Raw genomic sequence first — 18446 nt, 5'->3', positions numbered from 1 at the left:
CCATGCCCGCCGATCAGCCGATCGTTCTTGTCGTCGAGGACGAGGAAGCGCAGCGCGAGGTCCTGGGCTACAATCTGGAGGCCGAGGGCTTTCGCGTGGCCAAGGCGGCCAACGGTGAGGAAGCGCTCCTGCTGGTGTCCGAGGAGAACCCGGACATCATCGTGCTCGACTGGATGCTGCCGAAGACGAGCGGTATCGAGGTCTGCCGCCAGCTGAAGACCAAGCCCGAAACGCGTGGCGTGCCGGTCATCATGCTCTCGGCCCGCTCCGAGGAGGTCGACAAGGTGCGCGGGCTCGAAACCGGCGCGGACGACTACGTGGTCAAGCCCTATTCGGTGATCGAGCTGATGGCCCGCGTGCGGGCGCAGCTGCGCCGCACGCGCCCCGCCTCGGCCGGCGTGCGCCTCGAATACGAGGATATCGTTCTCGACAGCGAAACGCACCGCGTGGTGCGCGACGGTCAGGCGCTGAAGCTCGGGCCGACCGAGTTCCGGCTGCTGTCCACCTTCATGGAAAAGCCCGGCCGCGTGTGGTCCCGCGAACAGCTGCTCGACCGTGTCTGGGGCCGCGACATCTATGTCGACACCCGGACCGTGGACGTCCATATCGGGCGTCTGCGCAAGGCCTTGTGCCAGCACGGCGGCCCGGACCCGCTCCGGACGGTGCGCGGCGCGGGCTACGCGCTCGGGTGAGCGACACACCCGAAGACCATGATCTCGCGCTGCTTGTCGACCTGCATCTGGCCGGGGCGCGCCAGGGCCCCGGCAGCGCCGAGGACACCGCCCGCGCGATCGCGCTGTCGGGCCTCGCGGGCAGATCCGGGCTGCGGATCGCCGATATCGGCTGTGGCACAGGCGCCGCGACGCTCGACCTGGCGCGCCAGCTCGACGCGCACGTCACGGCGGTCGACCTGCTGCCGGACTTCCTTTCGGCCCTGACCGACCGGGCGCGCGACGCCGGTCTCTCCGACAGGATCGACACGGTCGAGGCGTCGATGGACGCGCTGCCCCTGGCCGAGGGCGGCTTCGACGCGATCTGGTCCGAGGGCGCGATCTACACGATGGGCTTCGAGGCCGGTCTGACCGCGTGGCAGCGCTTCCTCGCGCCCGGCGGGATCCTCGCTGTGTCCGAACTCACCTGGCTCACCACCGACCGCCCGGCCGAGCTGCAGCGTCACTGGGACGAGGCCTATCCCGGCATCGCAACCGCCGGGACGAAGATCTCGCAGATCGAGGCGGCGGGCCTCGTGCCGCTCGGGTACTTTCCGCTGCCGGTCTCGTCGTGGATCGACACCTATTACGGCCCGCTCGCGTCCCGCTTCGACGCGTTCCTCGCACGCCATCCGGGCGACCCGAGGGCGCGGCAGATCGTCGAGGCGGAGCGCCACGAGATCGCGCTGTTCGAACGCCACGCCCGGCACGTCAGCTACGGCTTCTACATCGCGCGACTGCACGGTCCCTGACTGCGGCCGGGGCGCGCGCGGCGGGCAGGCACGCTGCGGCGCAGAAAAATGGTCTTGCGCGACCGGCCGACGGGCATACCTTCGTCGCGGACACAGCGAACCGGCGGGACGTCATGACCAAACGCATCAACCTCGCGCTGCAGGGCGGGGGCGCGCACGGCGCCTTCACCTGGGGCGTGCTCGACCGCATCCTCGAAGAAGACGACATCGAGATCGCCGCGATCTCCGGCACCTCGGCCGGCGCCCTGAACGGCGCGGCGCTGAAATCCGGCATGATCCGCAACGGCCGCGAGGGCGCCAAGGAAATGCTGGACTGGGTCTGGACCGAGGTCGGTCGCCTCGACAGCCTGAGCCTGCCGGAATGGATGAACGCGTGGCTGCCCGATCCCGGCATCCTCAGCCTCGCGGTGGAGTATTCCCCGGCCTTCGCGGCGGGCGACGGGCTGACCCGCGCCCTGTCGCCCTATGCCTGGGGCCCGCTTTACCAGAACCCGGTGCAACCCATCGCCGAGCGGCTCGATTTCGGCGAGGTCTGCGCCGCGGGCGGTCCCGACCTCTACATCTGCGCCACGGCGGTGCGCGACGGCAAGGTCCGGGTCTTCTCGGGCGAACACATCACGACCGAGGCGATCCTCGCCTCCGCCTGCCTGCCGACGGTGTTCCAGGCGGTCTACGCGACCTGTCCGCTCAGCGGCGAGCGCGAGGCGTTCTGGGATGGTGGCTATACAGGCAATCCGGCGCTCTTCCCGCTGTTCCAGCCCGAGCTGCCGGACGACGTGCTGATCGTGAACATCAACCCGCTGGAGGTCGATCGCCTGCCGGTCACGCCGCAGGAGATCCAGAACCGGATCAACGAGATCAGCTTCAATTCCTCGCTCCTGCGCGAATTGCGCGCGATCGAGTTCGTGCAGCGCCTGATCTCCGCCGGATCGGTGGCCGAGGGCGCGATGAAGCGCGTCCTCGTGCACATGGTCTCCGACGACGAGCTGATGAACCGCCTGTCGGTCGCCACGAAGCTCGTGCCGATCTCGACCGTCATCCTGCAGCTCAAGGAGGCCGGACGCCGAGCCGCCGGCGACTTTCTCTATCACCACAGGGACGATATCGGCGTCCGGCAATCGGCCGACCTGGTGAAGATGTTCAACTGACCGGCGCCGGGCGTCCGGGGCAGGGGGCTCGGCCCCGCGCCCCGGGTCACGCCCGCGTGAGAGCCGTCGACGTTGATCGGCGTCCGGCTAGGTCCGAGCGGACATCGACAGACCAGAAAGGATCCGAGATGATCAGATCGCTCAGCCTCGTCGCGATGCTCGCGACGCTCGGCGCCTGCACGGCGGGCGGCATGGCGACCACGTCGGCGAACGCTCCGGTCACGCCCAGCGGCTGCGACCTCGACGTTCCGAACCGTCCGCCCGGCGTCAACTGCGACGACGACGACGGGATCTGATCCCGTCGCCCGGCGCTCGCCCGCCGGTCACTCGGCCGCGCGGGCGGGGCTGTGCACCACCGGCGGGGCCGAGGGATCGCGCTCGTTGGGATAGACGAGACCCGCCGAGATCACGAGCTTCGCCGCGTCCTCGAGGCTCATCTCGAGCTCGATCACGTCTTCCTTCGGGAAGAACAGCAGGAATCCCGATGTCGGGTTCGGCGTGGTCGGCACGAAGACCGAGATCAGCCCGCCGCCGGTCACCGCGCGCCGCGCCACCTCGCCGCGCGTCTCCGTCGAGATGAAGCCGATGGCCCAGATCCCTTTGCGCGGATACTCGATCAGGCAGGCCTTCTCGAAGCTCCGCTCGGATTGCACGAACACCGTCTCGGCGATCTGCTTCACGCCGTTGTAGACCGACCGCACGATCGGCAGCTGCGCGACCAGCCCCTCGGCCCAGCGGATCAGCGACCGCCCGATGATACCCTTGGCGATCCAGCCGACCAGCACCGTGAAGCCGAGAAAGAAGATCACCCCGATGCCGCGCAGGTTGATCCCGATATATTGTTCGGGATCGAGCCTCTGCGGCACGAGCGGAAGCACGAATCCGTCGATCCAGCCGATCACCGTCCAGATCAGCCACACCGTCAGCCCGACCGGCGCGATCACGACGATCCCGGTCAGGAAGCTGGCGCGCAGCCGGGCGAGCATCCCCGGACGGCGCGGCTGGGGGTCGAAGGGCGTGGTCATCGCGGCGGACCGATCCGTGCAAGGCGTCGTTTACCGCAAATTAGGCGGCGCCTCGGCGCGATACAATGGCATGCCGCCGTATCCGGATCATTCCGCGGGCAGGCTGACCATTTCGGCGGCAATCCGGGCGGCGAGCGCGGCGTTGGCGAGGACGAGCGCGACATTGGCATCGAGCGAGCGGCCCTCGGTCAGCTCGTAGATCCGCTGCAGCAGGTACGGCGTCAGATCCTTGCCGTGGATGCCGTGATCCTCCGCGTCCTGCATCGCGCGCCCGATCACCGGCGTCATCTCCGCCCGCGGGATCTCCGCCTCTTCGGGGATCGGGTTCGTCACGAGCTGTCCGCCAGGCAGGCCCAGCCGCCGCCGCATCCGGTGCGCCCGTGCGATCGCGCCCGGTTCGTCCATCCGCAACGGCGCCCGCAACCCCGCCGAGCGCGACCAGAACGCCGGCAGCGCGTCCTGCCCGTAGGCGATGACGGGCACGCCGAGCGTTTCCAGCACCTCGAGCGTCTTCGGCAGATCGAGGATCGCCTTGGCGCCCGCCGCGACCACGGTCACCGGGGTCTGCGACAGCTCCTGCAGGTCCGCGGAGACGTCGAAGCTCTGCTCTGCGCCGCGATGCACGCCGCCGATGCCCCCCGTGGCGAAGACCTCGATCCCGGCCATCGCCGCGGCGATCATCGTCGCCGCGACCGTCGTGGCGCCGGTACCGCCTTCGGCCATGCACACCGCGAGATCGGCACGGCTGAGCTTGGCCACTCCGCGCGCCTGCGCCAGCGCCTCGATCTGCGCATCCTCGAGGCCCGCGCGCAGCGTCCCGCCCAGGACCGCCACGGTCGCCGGCTCGGCGCCACCCTCGCGCACCACCGCCTCTATGCGCCGGGCGATCTCGAGGTTCTGCGGCCACGGCATGCCGTGGGTGATGATCGTGGATTCCAGCGCGACGACGGGCCGGCCGTCGGCCAGCGCTGCCGCGACCGCGGGCGAGGGGGTGACAAGGCTCATGACGGGGTGTCTCCGGAAATGTGGGCGGCGGCGGCGGCCTGCGCGCGGGCGAGCGCGGTCTCGCGGTCGGCACCGCCGCGCTCGGCCACGATATGCGCGGCCATGAACGTGTCGCCCGCGCCGGTCACCCGGGTCACGAGCACTTCGGGCGGACGGCGGCGGACGGTGGCGCGGCCGTCGGAATCGCAGCTCTCCGCGGCGCCGTCGGTTACCAGCGCACGCGCCGCGCCACGCGCGACGAGCGCGGCGGCGGCCGTCTGCGCATCCTCGAAGGGCGTGCCGCACAACAGCGCCGCCTCCTCGCGGTTGACGTAGAGCGTGCCGCGACCGGCCCGCAGGAACGGCAGCAGCCGCTCGGCCTTGCCCGGCGAGGCCGGCGCAACCCGCAGGTCCGCGGCGCGGAACGCGGGATCTCCCGCGATCTCCTCGAGAAGCGCGGCGGTCAGGTTGCCGTCGAGCGCCACCAGCCCGGCATAGGGCGTCGCCGCGTCGGCGATTGCGCCGTCGCGCAGCGGCCGCAGGATCTTGGCGCCGGCCTCCTCGAGCGAATGCGCGTCGGCGATCGCCGCGATCAGGCCGTTCGCGCCCTCGACCGCCATGTAGCGGTCCGTGCGCAGATCTTCGGAGCGATAGAGATGCGCGGTCTCGAGCCCCATGCGCGCGCATTCCGCCACCAGGCGGTCGCCCTCTGCATCCCGGCCCACCGCCGACAGGAGCGCCGGACGCAGGCCCAGATGCGCCAGCGTCATCGCGATGTTGAGCGCGACGCCGCCGGGCAGCGTGACAATGCGCCCCGGCACGTCCGCCCCCTTGGCCATGTGGCTGGGCGAGCGGCCGATCACGTCCCACAGGACGGAACCGATGCAAAGGATCTCGGGGCGGCGGGCGGCATCCATGCCGGACTCTTGGCCGAGGCCCGCGCGCGGCGCAAGCGCCCCGCAGCGCGATCCGCCGCGGCACCGCGCGCGTCCCTCTCTGGTGCCCGGCAATCCGCGCGGCCGCGCGGTCTCCGCCCCGCCGATCCGCTCCTGCAGGCGGCCGATCTCTCCGCGACAACCCCGATCTTCCGTCTGCCGGGTCGTCGCCCGTGCCTCGCCGTCGGCGATCCGGCCGGCGCCGGCCCGGTCGACCGATCGCCCGAAGCGCGCGGCTGCGTCTGCCGCGGCACGGGACCGGCCCCGAACACGCGAACGACCCCGCCTTCTTCTTGGCCCAAATACTCCCGCCGGAGGCGTCCCGAACCCGCCACGCGCGCCGGCGCCGAACCCGCTTGCGCCCTGCGTCCGCGACAGGTATACGCGCGCCACTTCAACTCCGCAGGCGGGGCAGGGCGGACCGGGACAGACATCCCCGGGCGTCCACCGGTTGGGCCGACAGGTCCATGCGCTCCGCCGAGGCTCGAAACCGGAAAGGATACGGACGCATGGCTCTTCCCGAGTTCTCCATGCGCCAGCTGCTCGAGGCTGGCGTTCACTTCGGCCACCAGACGCAGCGCTGGAACCCCCGCATGGGCGAGTTCATCTACGGCGCGCGCAACGGCATCCACATCGTCGACCTGACGCAGACCGTGCCGATGCTCGACGCGGCGCTCAACGTCATCCGCGAGACGGTCGCCAAGAACGGCCGCGTGCTCTTCGTCGGCACCAAGCGGCAGGCGCAGCAGCCGATCGCCGAGGCGGCCGAGAAATGCGCGCAGTACTACATGAATCACCGCTGGCTCGGCGGCACGCTCACGAACTGGCAGACCGTCTCGCAGTCGATCCAGCGCCTCAAGTCGATCGACGAGCAGATGGAGCAGGGCGCCGAGGGCCTGACCAAGAAAGAGCGCCTCGGCATGGAGCGCGAGCAGGCCAAGCTGCAGGCGTCGCTCGGCGGCATCCGCGAGATGGGCGGCGTGCCCGACCTGCTCTTCGTCATCGACGTCAAGAAAGAGCAGCTCGCCGTGGCCGAAGCCAAGAAGCTCGGCATCCCGGTCGTGGCGGTGGTCGACACCAACTGCTCGCCCGAGGGCGTGGACTACATCATCCCCGGCAACGACGACGCCGCCCGGGCCATTTCGCTCTACTGCGATCTCGCCAGCCGCGCCGCGCTCGACGGCATGTCGGCGCAGCTCGAGGGTGCGGGCGTGGATCTCGGAGCGCTCGAAGAGGCGCCGGCCGAGGATCTCGAAGGCACCGCCGAGGCTCCGGCGACCGGCGAGACCGCCTGAGAAGGCTGTCGCAAAAGCGACACGCCCCCGTGACATGAGGGCAGGGCCGTCGGTCCGGCCCACCCCAGGAGCGAAGATGAGGAGAGCGTGATGGCGATCACTGCTGCACAGGTGAAAGAGCTGCGCGAGATGACCGGCGCAGGCATGATGGACGCCAAGAAGGCGCTGACCGAGAACGACGGCGACATGACCGCCGCCGTCGACTGGCTGCGCACCAAGGGCCTCGCCAAGGCCGCCAAGAAGGCCGGCCGCACCGCGGCCGAAGGTCTCGTGGCGGTCGAGGTGTCGGGCGGCACCGGCGTCGCGGTCGAGGTCAACGCCGAGACCGACTTCGTCGCCAAGAACGCCGAGTTCCAGTCGATGGTCGCCGACATCGCCAAGAAGGCGCTCGAGGTCGACGACACCGACGCTCTGGCCACTGCCGACATGGGCGGCAAATCGGTGAGCGACGCGATTACCGACAAGATCGCCAAGATCGGCGAGAACATGTCGCTGCGCCGGATGGCCAAGATCAAGGGCGAAAGCGTCGCGACCTACGTGCACAATGCGGCCGCAGACGGCATGGGCCAGATCGGCGTGCTGGTGGCGATGACCGGCGACAACGCGGGCTTCGGCCGGCAGGTCGCGATGCACATCGCCGCGGCAAGCCCGGCCTCGCTGTCCGAGGCCGATCTCGATCCCGCGATCCTCGAGAAGGAGCGCCAGATCCAGATCGACATCGCGCGTGAATCCGGCAAGCCCGACAACGTCATCGAGAAGATGATCGAGGGCCGCATGAAGAAGTATCTCTCCGAGATCACGCTGCTCGGCCAGGCCTTCGTCGTCGATCCAGACAAGACCGTTGCCGAAGCCGCGAAGGATGCCGGCGTCGAGATCACCGGTTTCGTGCGCCTTGCCGTGGGCGAGGGCATCGAGAAGGAGAAAGAGGATTTCGCGGCCGAGGTCGCGAAGGCAGCCCAGGGCTGACCGACCTCTCCGTGAGCAAATGGAAAGCCGTCCCGTTCGGGGCGGCTTTTTTTCATCTCGAGACGTTTACGCCGGACGCGGCAGCAGCACGAGACCAGGCGCGAACCCGACCAGCTCCCGCGCGACATTGGGGATGAAAACGGAAGCTGGCCGGGCGTGCGGTCGGCCCGCTGGAATATAGCGAGCCGAACCGCCAGAGGCGTAGCCTGGTTGGTCGGAGGGCCTCGAAAATGCAAGGATCCAACCGGTGTCCCTAACCTTGCGGTCATCACTCACGGAACGTTTACAAATTGGCAATTTCTCGCCGACAGGGAAAGTAAGGATTTCCTGACCCTACGTCAGATTTCTCGAGATGCCTTTGAATTCACGGAGTTTTCACGGTGGCCGGAACTTAGAAATCGAGGACGTACATCTGGTTCTGGAACGCCGCTTTCATCACCGCCTGCGCGGTCGTGTCGACGTTCAGCGCTTCGCGCGCGAGGCGCAAATGCTTCTCCACCGTGGCCTGTGTCAGTCCCATGATCTGCGCGATGTCTGCCGTCGTCTTGCCGTTGCCGACCCATTCCAGCGTCTCCCGCTGGCGCCGGGTGAGCGCCTGGTTGGGCTGGTTGTAGGGGAGGGTCAGGATCTTGAGGTGCACGACGTTGTTCATCAGCACGATGTCGTTGCCGTGACGCTCCCACAACGCGTCGACAGCGTCCTGCCGAAAGCCCGACTTCGCCGTCAGTGCGATCGCGCCCTTCGCCCGGTTGGACACCGACCGGAAGCTGATCGAGTAGCCGGCCGTCACGCCATGCGCCTGGTTGAACTCGATGACCTGCTGCTCGTCCTGGGTCAGCGTGCCGGACCCGATCATCTGTTGCAGGACGCTCCACGAACACGCGCCGTCATGGTCGAGCGACCAGCGCACCATCGGCGCGTGGTGATACAGGCGTCCGCCCACGAAGGCGTCCGTATAGGCCGGATCGTGGTTCGACAGCATGACGAAGTCGTTGGGATCGCCGAGCGAGGTCGCGGTCTTGAAGCGCGTGAAGCCGTAGAGCAGCCGATCGAATCCGAAATCTGCCATCCGCGCGCAATGCATGGCCCAGAGCGTCTCGATACTGTCTGCATTGGTCAGCGCGATAAGGTGGTCGCGGTCGCACATCGTCATCGAAAAACACCTGAATGAGCCAAGTCATTTTTGCGCGCGCGGCGCCGATCCGGACCAATGGATAGCGGCCCGGATGAACGGCTGTCCAGCTTTGACGTGACTCAACGTCAGGTACAAAGGCAGTAAGATCGCCGTTGCGCATCGGATCGCCAGGCGCGCGCTGTCTCGATCACTCGCGGGGCAATGCTGCACGATCGATCAAGCGTGCTCCGCAAGGCGCTGAGGTTCCACGAGGTCTTCGGTACGATGGGCCTCGCTGCGCATACGCACTATATTTACATAATACTGATTATACGATTTACGGACGCAGGCTGGCCGCGCCACCCTGTCACTGGTTTGAACCGCGTCTATCGGGTATGCCTGCTGCGTCAGGATGCGCGAGGACGTCCCATGTCGGTTCAAGGCTATAGCACCACCGCACGGCTCTTTCACTGGCTCGTCGCCGCTGCCGTGCTTCTGATGATCCCCATCGGTTTCATCATGATCCGCGACGGTGTCCCGCGCAGCATCAGTTCGACGCTCTTCATCCTGCACAAGAACGGCGGCGTCATTGTCTTTCTCATCGTGGTGGCGCGCCTGCTCTACCGTTGGCGCCATCCCGCGCCGCCGCTTCCCGATGAGGTGCCCGGCTGGCAGCGTGCCGCTTCGGTTATCAGCCACGCCGCGCTCTACGTGATGCTGGTGGCGATGCCGGTGCTCGGCTACGTCCGCGTCCGTGCCGGCGGCTTCCCGATCGAATGGCTCGACGCGCTGAACGCGCCGACGCTGGTGCCGGAGAACGAGGCGCTCGCGGAGACGGCCAAGACGCTGCACTACTACGGTGCGCTTGTCATCGTGGCGCTCATCGCCGTCCACGTCTCGGCGGCAATCTATCACGCCAAGATCCGGCGCGACGGCGTCTTCTTCCGCATGTGGCCGCCCTTCGGGCGCGCTCAGTAAGGCAGACCCACGTAATTCTGCGCCATCGTCGCGCGCGCCGACGGTATCGTGATGAGCTGGCGCAGCTCGCTTTCCTGCATCCGCTGGTCGAATTCGGATTGGTCGGGAAAGCGATGCAGCATCGACGTCATCCACCACGAGAACCGCATCGCCGCCCAGACGCGCATCAGCGCGGTTTCCGAGTAGCGCTCGACGCCCTCGGCATCGCCGTCGCGGTACCAGCGCCTCAGCGCCTCGAAGAGGTAATGCACGTCCCCGAACGCAAGGTTCAGCCCCTTCGCGCCGGTCGGCGGCACGATATGCGCCGCGTCTCCCAAGAGGAACAGCCGACCGTGCGCCATCGGCTCGCACACGAAGGAGCGCAGGGGCGCGATCGACTTCTCGACCGACGGCCCGGTCTCCATGCTCACGGCCACCTCGTCCGGCAGCCGCAGGCGCAGCTCGTCCCAGAACGCGTCATCACTCCAGGATCGAGGATCCTCGTCCACCGGGACCTGGATGTAGTAGCGTGACAGCCGCGCATTGCGCATAGACGCGAGCGCGAAGCCGCGAGGATGGTTCGCGTAGATCAGTTCGTCCGCCGCCGGCGCCGTCTCCGACAGGATCCCCAGCCAGCCGAACGGATACACCCGTTCGAACTCCTGCCGCGCGCTCTCGGGGATCGTCTGGCGCGACACGCCGTGGTAGCCGTCGCAGCCGGCGATCCAGTCGCAGTCGATCCTGCGCGTTTTGCCGTCTTTTCGGTACGTTACGTACGGTTTTTCACCCGTTACGTCATGAGGCGTGACATCCTCCGCCTCGTGCACGTGAACCGCGCCGATCGCGTCCTGCGCTGCATAGAGATCCTTGGTCACCTCGGTCTGGCCGTAGACCGTCACCTGTCCATTCACCATGTCGCGGAACGACACGTGGAACATGCCCGCCTGCGTGGACAGGAAACACCCGTCATGCGGCAGCCCTTCGGACCGCAGGCGCTTGTCGACACCGGCCCGATGCAGTAGCGCGACCGACCCGCTCTCGAGCACGCCGGCCCGGATCCGCGACAAGACGTAGTCGCGCGACCGGCGCTCGAGCAGCACCGTTTCGATGCCCTCGCGATTCAGAAGCTGCGACAGAAGCAGGCCGGACGGTCCGCCGCCGATGATCGCCACCTGGGTCCGCACGGTGATCCTCCATTTCCGCGTGACCCCGAAGATTAGAACGTCAGACCCGCTGAAACATGGACAGATCCGGTCGGCACTGGCATTTTCGAAACATGACCGTCCCTGATCCGATCCCGGCCTATGCGCTCTATGGCGAGCGCAGCGACGAGCCCGATCTGCTACATGCCGAAACCATCGTCGATCGCGCCGCACGCCATGATTGGCGCATCGCGCCGCACCGGCACGTCGCGCTCAGCCAGATCTTCGCGCTGACGGCCGGCACCGCGCGGATGAGCGTCGAGGGCGAAGAGGTGGCGCTCGCCCTGCCCGCGCTGGTCTTCATGCCGCGTGGCGCGGTTCACGGCTTCGTCTTTTCGCAGGGGACCGAGGGTCACGTGATCACCCTGCCCGACCGTGCCTTTCCCGAGCAGCTCGGGCGCGAGAGCCCGCTCGCCGCGCGCCTGTCACGCTGGTTCGTTGCGCCGCTCGATGCCGACACCGCGCATGCGGTTCGGCTCGTGGCCGACGAACACGGCGCACGGCACGCGTTTCGGGAGGCCGCGTTGCGCGGCGCGGCGGCCCTGCTGTGCGCACGTGTGGCACGCCATGCGCCGCAAGACTCGGCGCAGACGCACAGCCGTGCGGCCATGCACCTCGACCGCTACGATGCGCTGATCCGGACGCATCTGAGGGAGCGCTGGCGCATCGCGGACTACGCGCAGGCGCTCAACCTGACGCCGCAACAATTGACCCGCGTCACGCAGGCGCAACGCGGCATGTCGGCTTCGGCCTATCTCGAGGCTCAGGTCTTTCGCGAAGCGCGGCGCCTGCTCGCCTATACCCGGATGAGCGTGTCGGAAATCGGCTATCGCCTGGGCTTCGACGACCCGGCGTATTTCTCGCGCGCGTTCCGGCGCAACACGGGCCGGACGCCAAGCCGGTATCGCGAGGATGTGGACGCGCCCTGACGAGCAGGACGCGTCCGGCTAATTAGCCTCAGAAGAATGCCTGCAAGCCGGTCTGCGCCCGCCCGAGGATCAGCGCGTGCACGTCATGAGTGCCCTCGTAGGTGTTCACCGTCTCGAGGTTGACCATGTGGCGGATCACCTGGAACTCGCCCGAGATACCGTTGCCGCCGTGCATGTCGCGGGCCATGCGCGCGATGTCGAGCGCCTTGCCGCAATTGTTGCGCTTGAGGATCGAGATCATTTCGGGCGCACCCTTGGCCTCGTCCATCAGGCGCCCGACGCGCAGGCAGCCCTGCAGTCCCAGCGCGATCTCGGTCTGCATGTCCGCGAGCTTCTTCTGGAACAGCTGCGTCTGCGCGATCGGGCGTCCGAACTGCTTGCGGTCGAGCCCGTAGGCGCGCGCCGCGTGCCAGCAGAACTCGGCCGAGCCCATCACGCCCCACGAGATGCCGTAGCGGGCCCGGTTGAGACACCCGAACGGCCCCTTGAGGCCCTGCACGTGCGGCAGGAGCGCGTCTTCGCCCACCTCGACACCGTCCATCACGATTTCGCCGGTGACGGAGGCGCGCAAGCTGAGCTTGTTGCCGATTTTCGGCGCCGACAGCCCCTTCATGCCCTTCTCGAGCACGAAGCCGCGGATCTTGCCGTCATGCGCGTCGGACTTTGCCCACACGACGAAGACATCGGCGATGGGCGAGTTCGAGATCCACATCTTGGAGCCGGTGAGACGGTATCCGCTATCGGTCTTCTCGGCCCTGGTCTTCATTGCCGCGGGGTCGGAGCCGGCATCGGGTTCGGTCAGGCCGAAACAGCCGATCCATTCGCCCGACGACAGCTTCGGCAGGTACTTCTTGCGCTGCTCTTCCGAGCCGTAGGCATAGATCGGATACATCACGAGGCTCGACTGCACCGACATCATCGAGCGATAGCCGGAATCGACGCGCTCGATCTCGCGCGCCACGAGACCGTACGACACGTAAGAGCCGCCCAGCCCGCCGTATTCTTCGGGCACGGTCACGCCGAGCAGGCCCATCTCGCCCATTTCGCGGAAGATTTCGGGCTCGACCGTCTCGTCCTCGAAGGCCGGGCCGACGCGGGTCTGCAGTTTCTCCTGAGCGTAGGCGCGCGCGCTCTCGGCGATCATGCGCTCGTCTTCCTCGAGCTGGTCGCTCAGCCGGAACGGATCCTCCCAGTCGAAGCCGCCGAGGTCCGGTGCATCCTTGGCCTTCAGGGCCGGTTTGTTGGGGCTCATGTCGTTCATGACGGTCCTCCTGATCGATTTTCCGCAATATAGCTTGCACCACGCGCATGCCAAAGCGACCATATCGCAAGAAAGCATGAGGTTTATGCAAGTGTCATCGCTCTCACGCCGCATGATCCCGCCGCTTGGCGCGCTGCGCGCGCTGGAGGCGCTGGACCGCCTCGGATCGGCCACGGCCGTCGCGCGCGAGCTCGACCTCAGCCAAAGCGCCGTCAGCCGGCAGATCCGCACGCTGGAGGAGGGTCTTGGCGTCGCGCTCGTCAAGCGACAGGGCCGGAGGCTGGAGCTCCTCCCGGCCGCGCACGACTATGCCGTGACCGTTCGCGCGAGCCTCGAGCGGATCGCGCAGGCCTCCCTCGCGCTGCGGATCCCCGCGCGCGCCGGCAGCCTGGAGCTGGCGATGCTGCCAACCTTCGGGATGCGTTGGCTGATCCCGCGCCTGCCCGATTTCGCGCGCCGCCATCCCGACGTGACGGTCAACCTCGCCACGCGGATCCGGCCCTGCGATTTCGCAGTCGATCCCTTCGACGCGGCGATCGAGTTCGGCGGCGCCACGCCGCGGTCCGGGACACGGCGGTTGCGCCTGCGGCCCGAGCGGATGCTGCCCGTCTGCGCGCCGGCGCTGGCCCCGGGTGACCGCGCGGCGCCCGGCGCGCTTGCCGATCTGCCGCTTCTGCAGATGGACACGCGCCCCGATGCGTGGCGCGACTGGTTCGCGGCGCAGGGCGTGGCCGTGACCGCCCCCGGCGCCGGCACCAGCTTCGACCAGTTCGCTGCCATGCGTGTCGGGGCCGAAGCCGGGCTCGGCGTGGCGCTCCTGCCGGATTACCTCGTGGAAACGGAACTGGCCGACGGTCGTCTGGTCCGGGCGGTGGACGTGGCGCCGGTCACGCTCGGCGCCTATCACCTCGTCTGGCCGGACGACCGGGGCCAGAGTCCGGCGCTCGTGCGCTTCCGTGACTGGCTCGCCGGGCAGGCGGAGGACGAAGACGATCCCCTGCCCCGCTGAGGGTCAGTCCGGAAGGTCGAAGATCTGGCCGGGATAGATCAGGTCGGGGTCGCGGATCTGATCGGAATTGGCCTCGTAGACTTTCACGTAACGGATGCCCTCGCCGTAGCGCGCGCGGGCGATGGCCCAAAGCGTGTTGCCCGGCTGGACGGTCACGGCCGTCACGCGCTCGGCGCCTTCCGGCAGCGCGGCGCGCAGGGCCTCGCCGCTTTCGCGCAGAAACGGGCTTTCGGCCCGCGCCACCACCTGCCCCGCCGCGTCGAGCCGGTCGACCCGCAAGGTGTACGCGCCCGGCTCCACGTCGGCGAGGTCGACCGACCACTGGCCCGCCGCGGTGACGTTCGCGGCGGTCACCGGCCGGTTGTCGAGGTAGACCCGGACCGATCCCGGCCGATCGCCGGCACGGCCGGACAGGTCGACCGCACCGGCGGCGGAATAGCTGATCGTGTCGATCGATACGGCATCGCCGCGGCCGGGATGCGGCGCCAGTTCGCGCGTTGCCGGCTGGATCAGGCGCACGCCATCGGCATCGGACAGTAGGATCGCCGCCTGCTGCGGCGCGGGCGCCGGCGCGGTATCGGCCCCGGGCGCGATGTCGGTGGCCGGCGCCCCGGCTGAGCCGATGTCGGGCGTGGGCGCATCCGGCTGGACCGCCGCAACGGCCGTGGCGGGCGCGCGCTCCGGCGATGGGCCGGGGCCGATCACGACCTCCTCAGGCGCGCGCACTGTCGAGCCGTCGTCGAGCATCGCGAGCGTCAGCGTCCGCGGGGTCGTACGCTCCGGCAGCGACAGGAAGGCGACGAACCCGCCGCTCTGGTCCGCGGTCGCCGTGCCGACCCGGGTGTCACCGAGATCGAGCAGGACCTCTGCCCCGGGCGCGGCGCGTCCCGCGATCAGCGCCGTGCCGTCGGGCTCGACCCGCACAAGGTCGAAGCGCGGCGGCGTTACCTGCGGTGCCGGTTCGGGCGGGGCCTCGGCGCTCGGCGCGGGCCGCGCGTCGCGCGCCTCCGGCGCAGGTCCCGCAGGCGCGCCGGGTTGCAGCGCGGCGATGTCTTCGGGGCGGTCCGACTGCGCGCTCGGGGCGGGGGCCGACGCGGCCCCGCCGACATCGCGCGCCCCGTCGCTCCGCTCGGGCGCACCGTCGGGCAAAGACGCCATAGCTTGTTCGCGTTGGGCCGCGGTGTTGAGGTCGCGCACGGCGTCCTCCTGCCCGCCGGCAACCGGCGCGCCACCCTCGGACACGGGCCCGCCGGCGATGGTCTGAACGGGCGCACCGTCCACCGTTTCGGGCGTCGAAGCCGCGGGCGGGCGAGCGTCCGCGCGGACCGGCCCGGTTTTGCCAGGCGCCGCCGGGGGCGGCTCCGCCGTCTGCCGCGCGCTGCCAACCGCGTTCCCCTCCGTCGACATCGGCGCGGGCGTGGGCGCGGGCTGCGAAGCTTCGGTATCGCGCGCCGCGTTCGTCGGAGATGAGGGTGGCGGGTCACTGTCCGCACTCGTCGCCGATAAGGATGCCGCGTCGCTGTCCGCGGGCAACGCTGGGTCAGGGCCGGCAGACGGGTCCGCCGTGGCATTGATCGCGCGCGCCGGGCTCTCCGCGTTGGTCGTGCTGTCGGCGTCAGGTCCGGCGGGATCGATCTGGCTTGCGGCGTACAAACCGAGCGCGACCACAACGCACGCCGCGGCGCCGCCGAGCATCATGCCCGCAGTTCCGCCGGCCCACGCGTATCTGCTCATCCTGTCCATCCCCTCAGCCGGGCCCGGATTGCCCGGTAACCCCGCGGTTGCGCGAGCATAGCAATGCCAGTATCGGCGGTCAAAACAAAGGCCTGGAGGCGCCCTTCCCATGACCGACCTGTCCGTCTGCGTCTATTGCGGCGCACGCGCCGGCACCGACCCTGCCTGGATGGCCACGGCCGAGGCGACGGGCCGCGCCATCGGCGACAACGGCTGGCGTCTCGTCTACGGTGCCGGGGACGTGGGGCTGATGGGCGCCGTGGCCCGGGCCGCGCAATCCGCGGGCGCGGACACGTTCGGCGTGATCCCTCAGCACCTGCTCGCGATGGAGGTCGGCAAGCGCGACCTCGCCCGCTTCGTGGTCACCGAGACGATGCACGAGCGCAAGAAGGTCATGCTCATGAACGCCGATGCGATCGTCGTCCTTCCCGGCGGCGCGGGATCGCTCGACGAATTCTTCGAAGCGCTGACATGGCGCCAGCTCGGGCTGCACGCGAAGCCGATTTTCCTGCTCGACGTCAACGGCTTCTGGGCACCTCTGCAGGCGCTGCTCGAGCATGTGGTCGACACCGGCTTCGCCTCTCGCGGGCTTGTCGACAGCGTTCAGTCCTGCACGTCGGTGGAAGATCTGACCGCCGCCCTGCGCCGCGTGGCGTCGGCTGACAGCCGCGCCCCGGAATAAAGCGCAAGCGCCGTCCAGATCAGCGCGAAGGCCAGTGCCTGCGACAGGCCGAAGGGTTCGCGAAAGACCAGCGTGGCGCACAGGAACTGTAGCGTCGGATTGAGATACTGCATCAAGCCGACGGTGCTGAGCGCGATCCGCTGCGAGGCAAAGCTGAACAGGATCAGCGGCAGCGCCGTCAGCGGCCCCGACAGCATCAGCAACCCCGACAGCGCGAGATCGTGCCCGAAGGTGCCGCCGCCCTGCCCCAGATGTACGAACGCCAGCCAGCCAAGCGCCAGCGGCGCGAGGATTGCCACCTCGGTCGTGACGGACACGACCGCGCCGATTGTCAGACGTTTCTTGGCCAGCCCGTAGATCCCGAACGTCATCGCAAGCACAAGCGACACGTAGGGCACCTGCCCTTCGCGCACGGCCAGGACCGTGACCGCGACGGCGGCCAGCGCAACGGCCACGATCTCCGTCCGTGTCAGCCGCTCCCCGAACGCGACGACACCCAGCAGTACCGCAACGAGCGGGAAGATGTAGTAGCCGAGGCTGGCTTCCGTCGCGCGAGCGATCTGGATCGAGTAGATGAACAGGAACCAATTCGACGAAATCGCCAGTGCCGACACCGTCAGGCGGCGCCGCAACTCGGACGAGCGCAACGTGGCCTCGACCTCTGCGATGCGGCCCCGCAAGAACAGCAGGCTGGCAAAAAAGGCAAGCGACCACAACGTCCTGTGGGCCAGAACTTCAAGTGGTGGAATAGACGCGAGAAGCTTGTAGTAGAGCGGCGAGAGCCCCCAGATGGTGCAGGCTCCGATCATCGCGAGGAGCCCGGCGCGGGCGTCTGTCATGCCGGCTCTCCCGGGTCGTGATGGCGCGGCGCCGCCAATCGGCGCGCAGGCGCATCTCTACGGGTCGTGTCGCCGGAGGCAAGGGGTGGCATCCGCGGCGACCATCGCCGCCGCGGACGCTTGGATCACACGGATTCCAGTTCGCGGCGCAGGTTCGCCTCGATCTGATCCAGCGGATGGTTGGTGAGGTTCTTGTCGACCTCGGCCACGACGCGCCACGACACCTCCTTGTGGAGCTTGTCGCGCAGGGCGCCGAGCACCTGCGGCGCAGCGCACAGGACGATGCGCTCGAACTTGTGCTTCTCGGCCTGCTTGAAGAGGATCCCCGCCAGATCGTCGGCAAAGCGTTCCTTGGCCAATTCGTGCCAGTCGGTGTCTTCCACCGCCGACATCTGCTGAACGCCGCTATCCTGCATCCGGCCGGGCTTGTTGGCCGATTGGGCGACGTCCTTGGGATTGTCCTGCTCTTCTTCGCGGACGACCACGAAGTTCGGATTCTCGGCGTCGGTTTCGTTGCGGATGAACAGCGCCTTTTCGCTGTCCGCGATCAGCACCCAGGTGTCGCGCGTGAGCGTGGACATCAGACGTCCTCCTTGTCGCCGGAGCCGTCCTGATCCTGCGCGAGCGGGCGCGTCGTGCCGGCCGAGCCCTCGTCGTGACGCTTTTCTTCGTCACGCGTGCCGACCTTGCGCTGCAGTTCACCGCCGGCGCGGTTGGCGTGGTCCGGGCTCTTCGGCAGATCTTCGGGCTTCTGGCCGAGAACGTCCTCGGTTTCGCGGTGCCCGTCCTTTGATCTCTGGCGCTCTGCCATGATGGCCTCCTTCATTGACGTGTCATGAAGCAAATGCGGCCGGACGCCGCGGCGTTCCCGCCTTTTCCATCTTGCCGTCCCGGAAACGAAAAC

The 18446-nt window shown here is 68.5% G+C and carries 20 protein-coding genes; 10 read left to right on the top strand and 10 right to left on the bottom strand.

Annotated features, from left to right (window positions below):
• Window positions 1-2: 2 nt before the first annotated feature.
• From phoB to ROJ8625_RS20950, 4 genes are all read left to right on the top strand, one after another.
• A complete protein-coding gene (phoB, locus tag ROJ8625_RS05370; protein WP_085790858.1) occupies window positions 3-692 on the top strand; it encodes a phosphate regulon transcriptional regulator PhoB in 690 nt (229 codons plus the stop codon).
• Window positions 689-1462, top strand: a complete 774-nt coding sequence (locus tag ROJ8625_RS05365) for a class I SAM-dependent methyltransferase (protein WP_085790857.1) — start codon at window positions 689-691, stop codon at window positions 1460-1462. The genes phoB and ROJ8625_RS05365 overlap by 4 nt, the downstream gene beginning before the upstream one ends.
• Before the next feature lie 113 nt (window positions 1463-1575).
• Entirely contained in the window at window positions 1576-2610 is a 1035-nt protein-coding gene (locus ROJ8625_RS05360; protein ID WP_085790856.1) for a patatin-like phospholipase family protein, read from the top strand.
• Between the two features lie 128 nt (window positions 2611-2738).
• Window positions 2739-2906: a hypothetical protein gene (locus ROJ8625_RS20950; RefSeq protein WP_159456728.1), complete on the top strand. Its 168-nt coding sequence runs from the start codon at window positions 2739-2741 to the stop codon at window positions 2904-2906.
• Window positions 2907-2933: 27 nt separating this feature from the next.
• Here the strand turns inward: ROJ8625_RS20950 and ROJ8625_RS05355 are convergent, their stop codons facing one another.
• The 3 genes from ROJ8625_RS05355 to ROJ8625_RS05345 form a co-directional block, all read right to left on the bottom strand.
• Entirely contained in the window at window positions 2934-3635 is a 702-nt protein-coding gene (locus ROJ8625_RS05355) for a DUF502 domain-containing protein (protein WP_085790855.1), read from the bottom strand.
• 87 nt (window positions 3636-3722) lie between these two features.
• Window positions 3723-4640: a pseudouridine-5'-phosphate glycosidase gene (locus tag ROJ8625_RS05350; RefSeq protein WP_085790854.1), complete on the bottom strand. Its 918-nt coding sequence runs from the start codon at window positions 4638-4640 to the stop codon at window positions 3723-3725.
• Window positions 4637-5536: a PfkB family carbohydrate kinase gene (locus ROJ8625_RS05345; RefSeq protein WP_085790853.1), complete on the bottom strand. Its 900-nt coding sequence runs from the start codon at window positions 5534-5536 to the stop codon at window positions 4637-4639. The genes ROJ8625_RS05350 and ROJ8625_RS05345 overlap by 4 nt, the downstream gene beginning before the upstream one ends.
• 527 nt (window positions 5537-6063) lie before the next feature.
• On the opposite strand from ROJ8625_RS05345, the gene rpsB reads away from it, so the two are divergent.
• Both rpsB and tsf read left to right on the top strand, forming a co-directional pair.
• Window positions 6064-6849, top strand: a complete 786-nt coding sequence (gene rpsB, locus ROJ8625_RS05340; protein WP_085790852.1) for a 30S ribosomal protein S2 — start codon at window positions 6064-6066, stop codon at window positions 6847-6849.
• Between the two features lie 90 nt (window positions 6850-6939).
• Complete coding sequence (gene tsf / locus ROJ8625_RS05335; RefSeq protein WP_085790851.1) at window positions 6940-7815, top strand: translation elongation factor Ts; 876 nt, start codon at window positions 6940-6942, stop codon at window positions 7813-7815.
• A gap of 391 nt (window positions 7816-8206) precedes the next feature.
• Here tsf and ROJ8625_RS05330 read toward each other — a convergent pair whose 3' ends face one another.
• The gene (locus ROJ8625_RS05330) at window positions 8207-8968 is read right to left on the bottom strand and encodes a helix-turn-helix transcriptional regulator (protein ID WP_085790850.1); all 762 of its coding nucleotides are present in this window, start codon (window positions 8966-8968) and stop codon (window positions 8207-8209) included.
• A 390-nt stretch (window positions 8969-9358) separates the two neighbouring features.
• Here ROJ8625_RS05330 and ROJ8625_RS05325 point away from each other — a divergent pair, with 390 nt between their 5' ends.
• The gene (locus tag ROJ8625_RS05325) at window positions 9359-9907 is read left to right on the top strand and encodes a cytochrome b (RefSeq protein WP_085790849.1); all 549 of its coding nucleotides are present in this window, start codon (window positions 9359-9361) and stop codon (window positions 9905-9907) included.
• Here the strand turns inward: ROJ8625_RS05325 and pobA are convergent.
• Window positions 9901-11070 (bottom strand): 4-hydroxybenzoate 3-monooxygenase, encoded by a 1170-nt coding sequence (gene pobA / locus ROJ8625_RS05320; RefSeq protein WP_085790848.1) that lies wholly within the window; start codon window positions 11068-11070, stop codon window positions 9901-9903. The genes ROJ8625_RS05325 and pobA overlap by 7 nt on opposite strands.
• Window positions 11071-11162: 92 nt before the next feature.
• On the opposite strand from pobA, the gene ROJ8625_RS05315 reads away from it, so the two are divergent.
• Window positions 11163-12017, top strand: coding sequence for a helix-turn-helix domain-containing protein (locus ROJ8625_RS05315; protein ID WP_085790847.1), 855 nt, complete (start codon window positions 11163-11165; stop codon window positions 12015-12017).
• A gap of 28 nt (window positions 12018-12045) precedes the next feature.
• Here ROJ8625_RS05315 and ROJ8625_RS05310 read toward each other — a convergent pair whose 3' ends face one another.
• Window positions 12046-13269 carry an acyl-CoA dehydrogenase gene (locus ROJ8625_RS05310; RefSeq protein ID WP_085791335.1) on the bottom strand — a complete coding sequence of 408 codons (1224 nt, stop codon included), beginning with the start codon at window positions 13267-13269 and terminating at the stop codon, window positions 12046-12048.
• A gap of 121 nt (window positions 13270-13390) precedes the next feature.
• Between ROJ8625_RS05310 and ROJ8625_RS05305 the strand changes: the two genes are divergently transcribed.
• On the top strand, window positions 13391-14287 hold the full coding sequence (locus ROJ8625_RS05305) for a LysR substrate-binding domain-containing protein (protein WP_234984179.1): 897 nt from the start codon (window positions 13391-13393) through the stop codon (window positions 14285-14287).
• Between the two features lie 3 nt (window positions 14288-14290).
• On the opposite strand, the gene ROJ8625_RS05300 is transcribed toward ROJ8625_RS05305, so the two are convergent.
• Window positions 14291-15568, bottom strand: a complete 1278-nt coding sequence (locus tag ROJ8625_RS05300; RefSeq protein ID WP_143535053.1) for a LysM peptidoglycan-binding domain-containing protein — start codon at window positions 15566-15568, stop codon at window positions 14291-14293.
• A 562-nt stretch (window positions 15569-16130) separates the two neighbouring features.
• Here ROJ8625_RS05300 and ROJ8625_RS05295 point away from each other — a divergent pair.
• Window positions 16131-16703: an LOG family protein gene (locus ROJ8625_RS05295; RefSeq protein ID WP_085790844.1), complete on the top strand. Its 573-nt coding sequence runs from the start codon at window positions 16131-16133 to the stop codon at window positions 16701-16703.
• On the opposite strand, the gene rarD is transcribed toward ROJ8625_RS05295, so the two are convergent.
• From rarD to ROJ8625_RS05280, 3 genes are all read right to left on the bottom strand, one after another.
• Entirely contained in the window at window positions 16625-17542 is a 918-nt protein-coding gene (gene rarD / locus ROJ8625_RS05290; RefSeq protein WP_085790843.1) for an EamA family transporter RarD, read from the bottom strand. The genes ROJ8625_RS05295 and rarD overlap by 79 nt on opposite strands.
• 125 nt (window positions 17543-17667) lie before the next feature.
• Window positions 17668-18123, bottom strand: coding sequence for a host attachment family protein (locus ROJ8625_RS05285; RefSeq protein WP_085790842.1), 456 nt, complete (start codon window positions 18121-18123; stop codon window positions 17668-17670).
• Window positions 18123-18353, bottom strand: coding sequence for a hypothetical protein (locus tag ROJ8625_RS05280; protein ID WP_085791334.1), 231 nt, complete (start codon window positions 18351-18353; stop codon window positions 18123-18125). The genes ROJ8625_RS05285 and ROJ8625_RS05280 overlap by 1 nt, the downstream gene beginning before the upstream one ends.
• Window positions 18354-18446 lie beyond the last annotated feature (93 nt).

The organism is Roseivivax jejudonensis, from assembly GCF_900172265.1.
GTDB lineage: Bacteria > Pseudomonadota > Alphaproteobacteria > Rhodobacterales > Rhodobacteraceae > Roseivivax > Roseivivax jejudonensis.
Note: the sequence above shows the minus strand (reverse complement) of the source record. Positions and strands in the feature narration are given on the sequence as shown.

Bases quoted from the DNA above. Each gene is read 5' to 3' on its own strand.
- ROJ8625_RS05315 (WP_085790847.1), top strand. From the start codon at position 11,163: ATGACCGTCCCTGATCCGATCCCGGCCTATGCGCTCTATGGCGAGCGC.
- phoB (WP_085790858.1), top strand. From the start codon at position 3: ATGCCCGCCGATCAGCCGATCGTTCTTGTCGTCGAGGACGAGGAAGCG.
- ROJ8625_RS05305 (WP_234984179.1), top strand. From the start codon at position 13,391: ATGATCCCGCCGCTTGGCGCGCTGCGCGCGCTGGAGGCGCTGGACCGC.
- rpsB (WP_085790852.1), top strand. From the start codon at position 6,064: ATGGCTCTTCCCGAGTTCTCCATGCGCCAGCTGCTCGAGGCTGGCGTT.
- ROJ8625_RS05280 (WP_085791334.1), bottom strand. From the start codon at position 18,353: ATGGCAGAGCGCCAGAGATCAAAGGACGGGCACCGCGAAACCGAGGAC.
- ROJ8625_RS20950 (WP_159456728.1), top strand. From the start codon at position 2,739: ATGATCAGATCGCTCAGCCTCGTCGCGATGCTCGCGACGCTCGGCGCC.
- ROJ8625_RS05285 (WP_085790842.1), bottom strand. From the start codon at position 18,123: ATGTCCACGCTCACGCGCGACACCTGGGTGCTGATCGCGGACAGCGAA.
- ROJ8625_RS05360 (WP_085790856.1), top strand. From the start codon at position 1,576: ATGACCAAACGCATCAACCTCGCGCTGCAGGGCGGGGGCGCGCACGGC.
- rarD (WP_085790843.1), bottom strand. From the start codon at position 17,542: ATGACAGACGCCCGCGCCGGGCTCCTCGCGATGATCGGAGCCTGCACC.
- ROJ8625_RS05350 (WP_085790854.1), bottom strand. From the start codon at position 4,640: ATGAGCCTTGTCACCCCCTCGCCCGCGGTCGCGGCAGCGCTGGCCGAC.
- ROJ8625_RS05325 (WP_085790849.1), top strand. From the start codon at position 9,359: ATGTCGGTTCAAGGCTATAGCACCACCGCACGGCTCTTTCACTGGCTC.
- ROJ8625_RS05330 (WP_085790850.1), bottom strand. From the start codon at position 8,968: ATGACGATGTGCGACCGCGACCACCTTATCGCGCTGACCAATGCAGAC.
- ROJ8625_RS05295 (WP_085790844.1), top strand. From the start codon at position 16,131: ATGACCGACCTGTCCGTCTGCGTCTATTGCGGCGCACGCGCCGGCACC.
- ROJ8625_RS05310 (WP_085791335.1), bottom strand. From the start codon at position 13,269: ATGAGCCCCAACAAACCGGCCCTGAAGGCCAAGGATGCACCGGACCTC.
- ROJ8625_RS05345 (WP_085790853.1), bottom strand. From the start codon at position 5,536: ATGGATGCCGCCCGCCGCCCCGAGATCCTTTGCATCGGTTCCGTCCTG.
- tsf (WP_085790851.1), top strand. From the start codon at position 6,940: ATGGCGATCACTGCTGCACAGGTGAAAGAGCTGCGCGAGATGACCGGC.
- ROJ8625_RS05355 (WP_085790855.1), bottom strand. From the start codon at position 3,635: ATGACCACGCCCTTCGACCCCCAGCCGCGCCGTCCGGGGATGCTCGCC.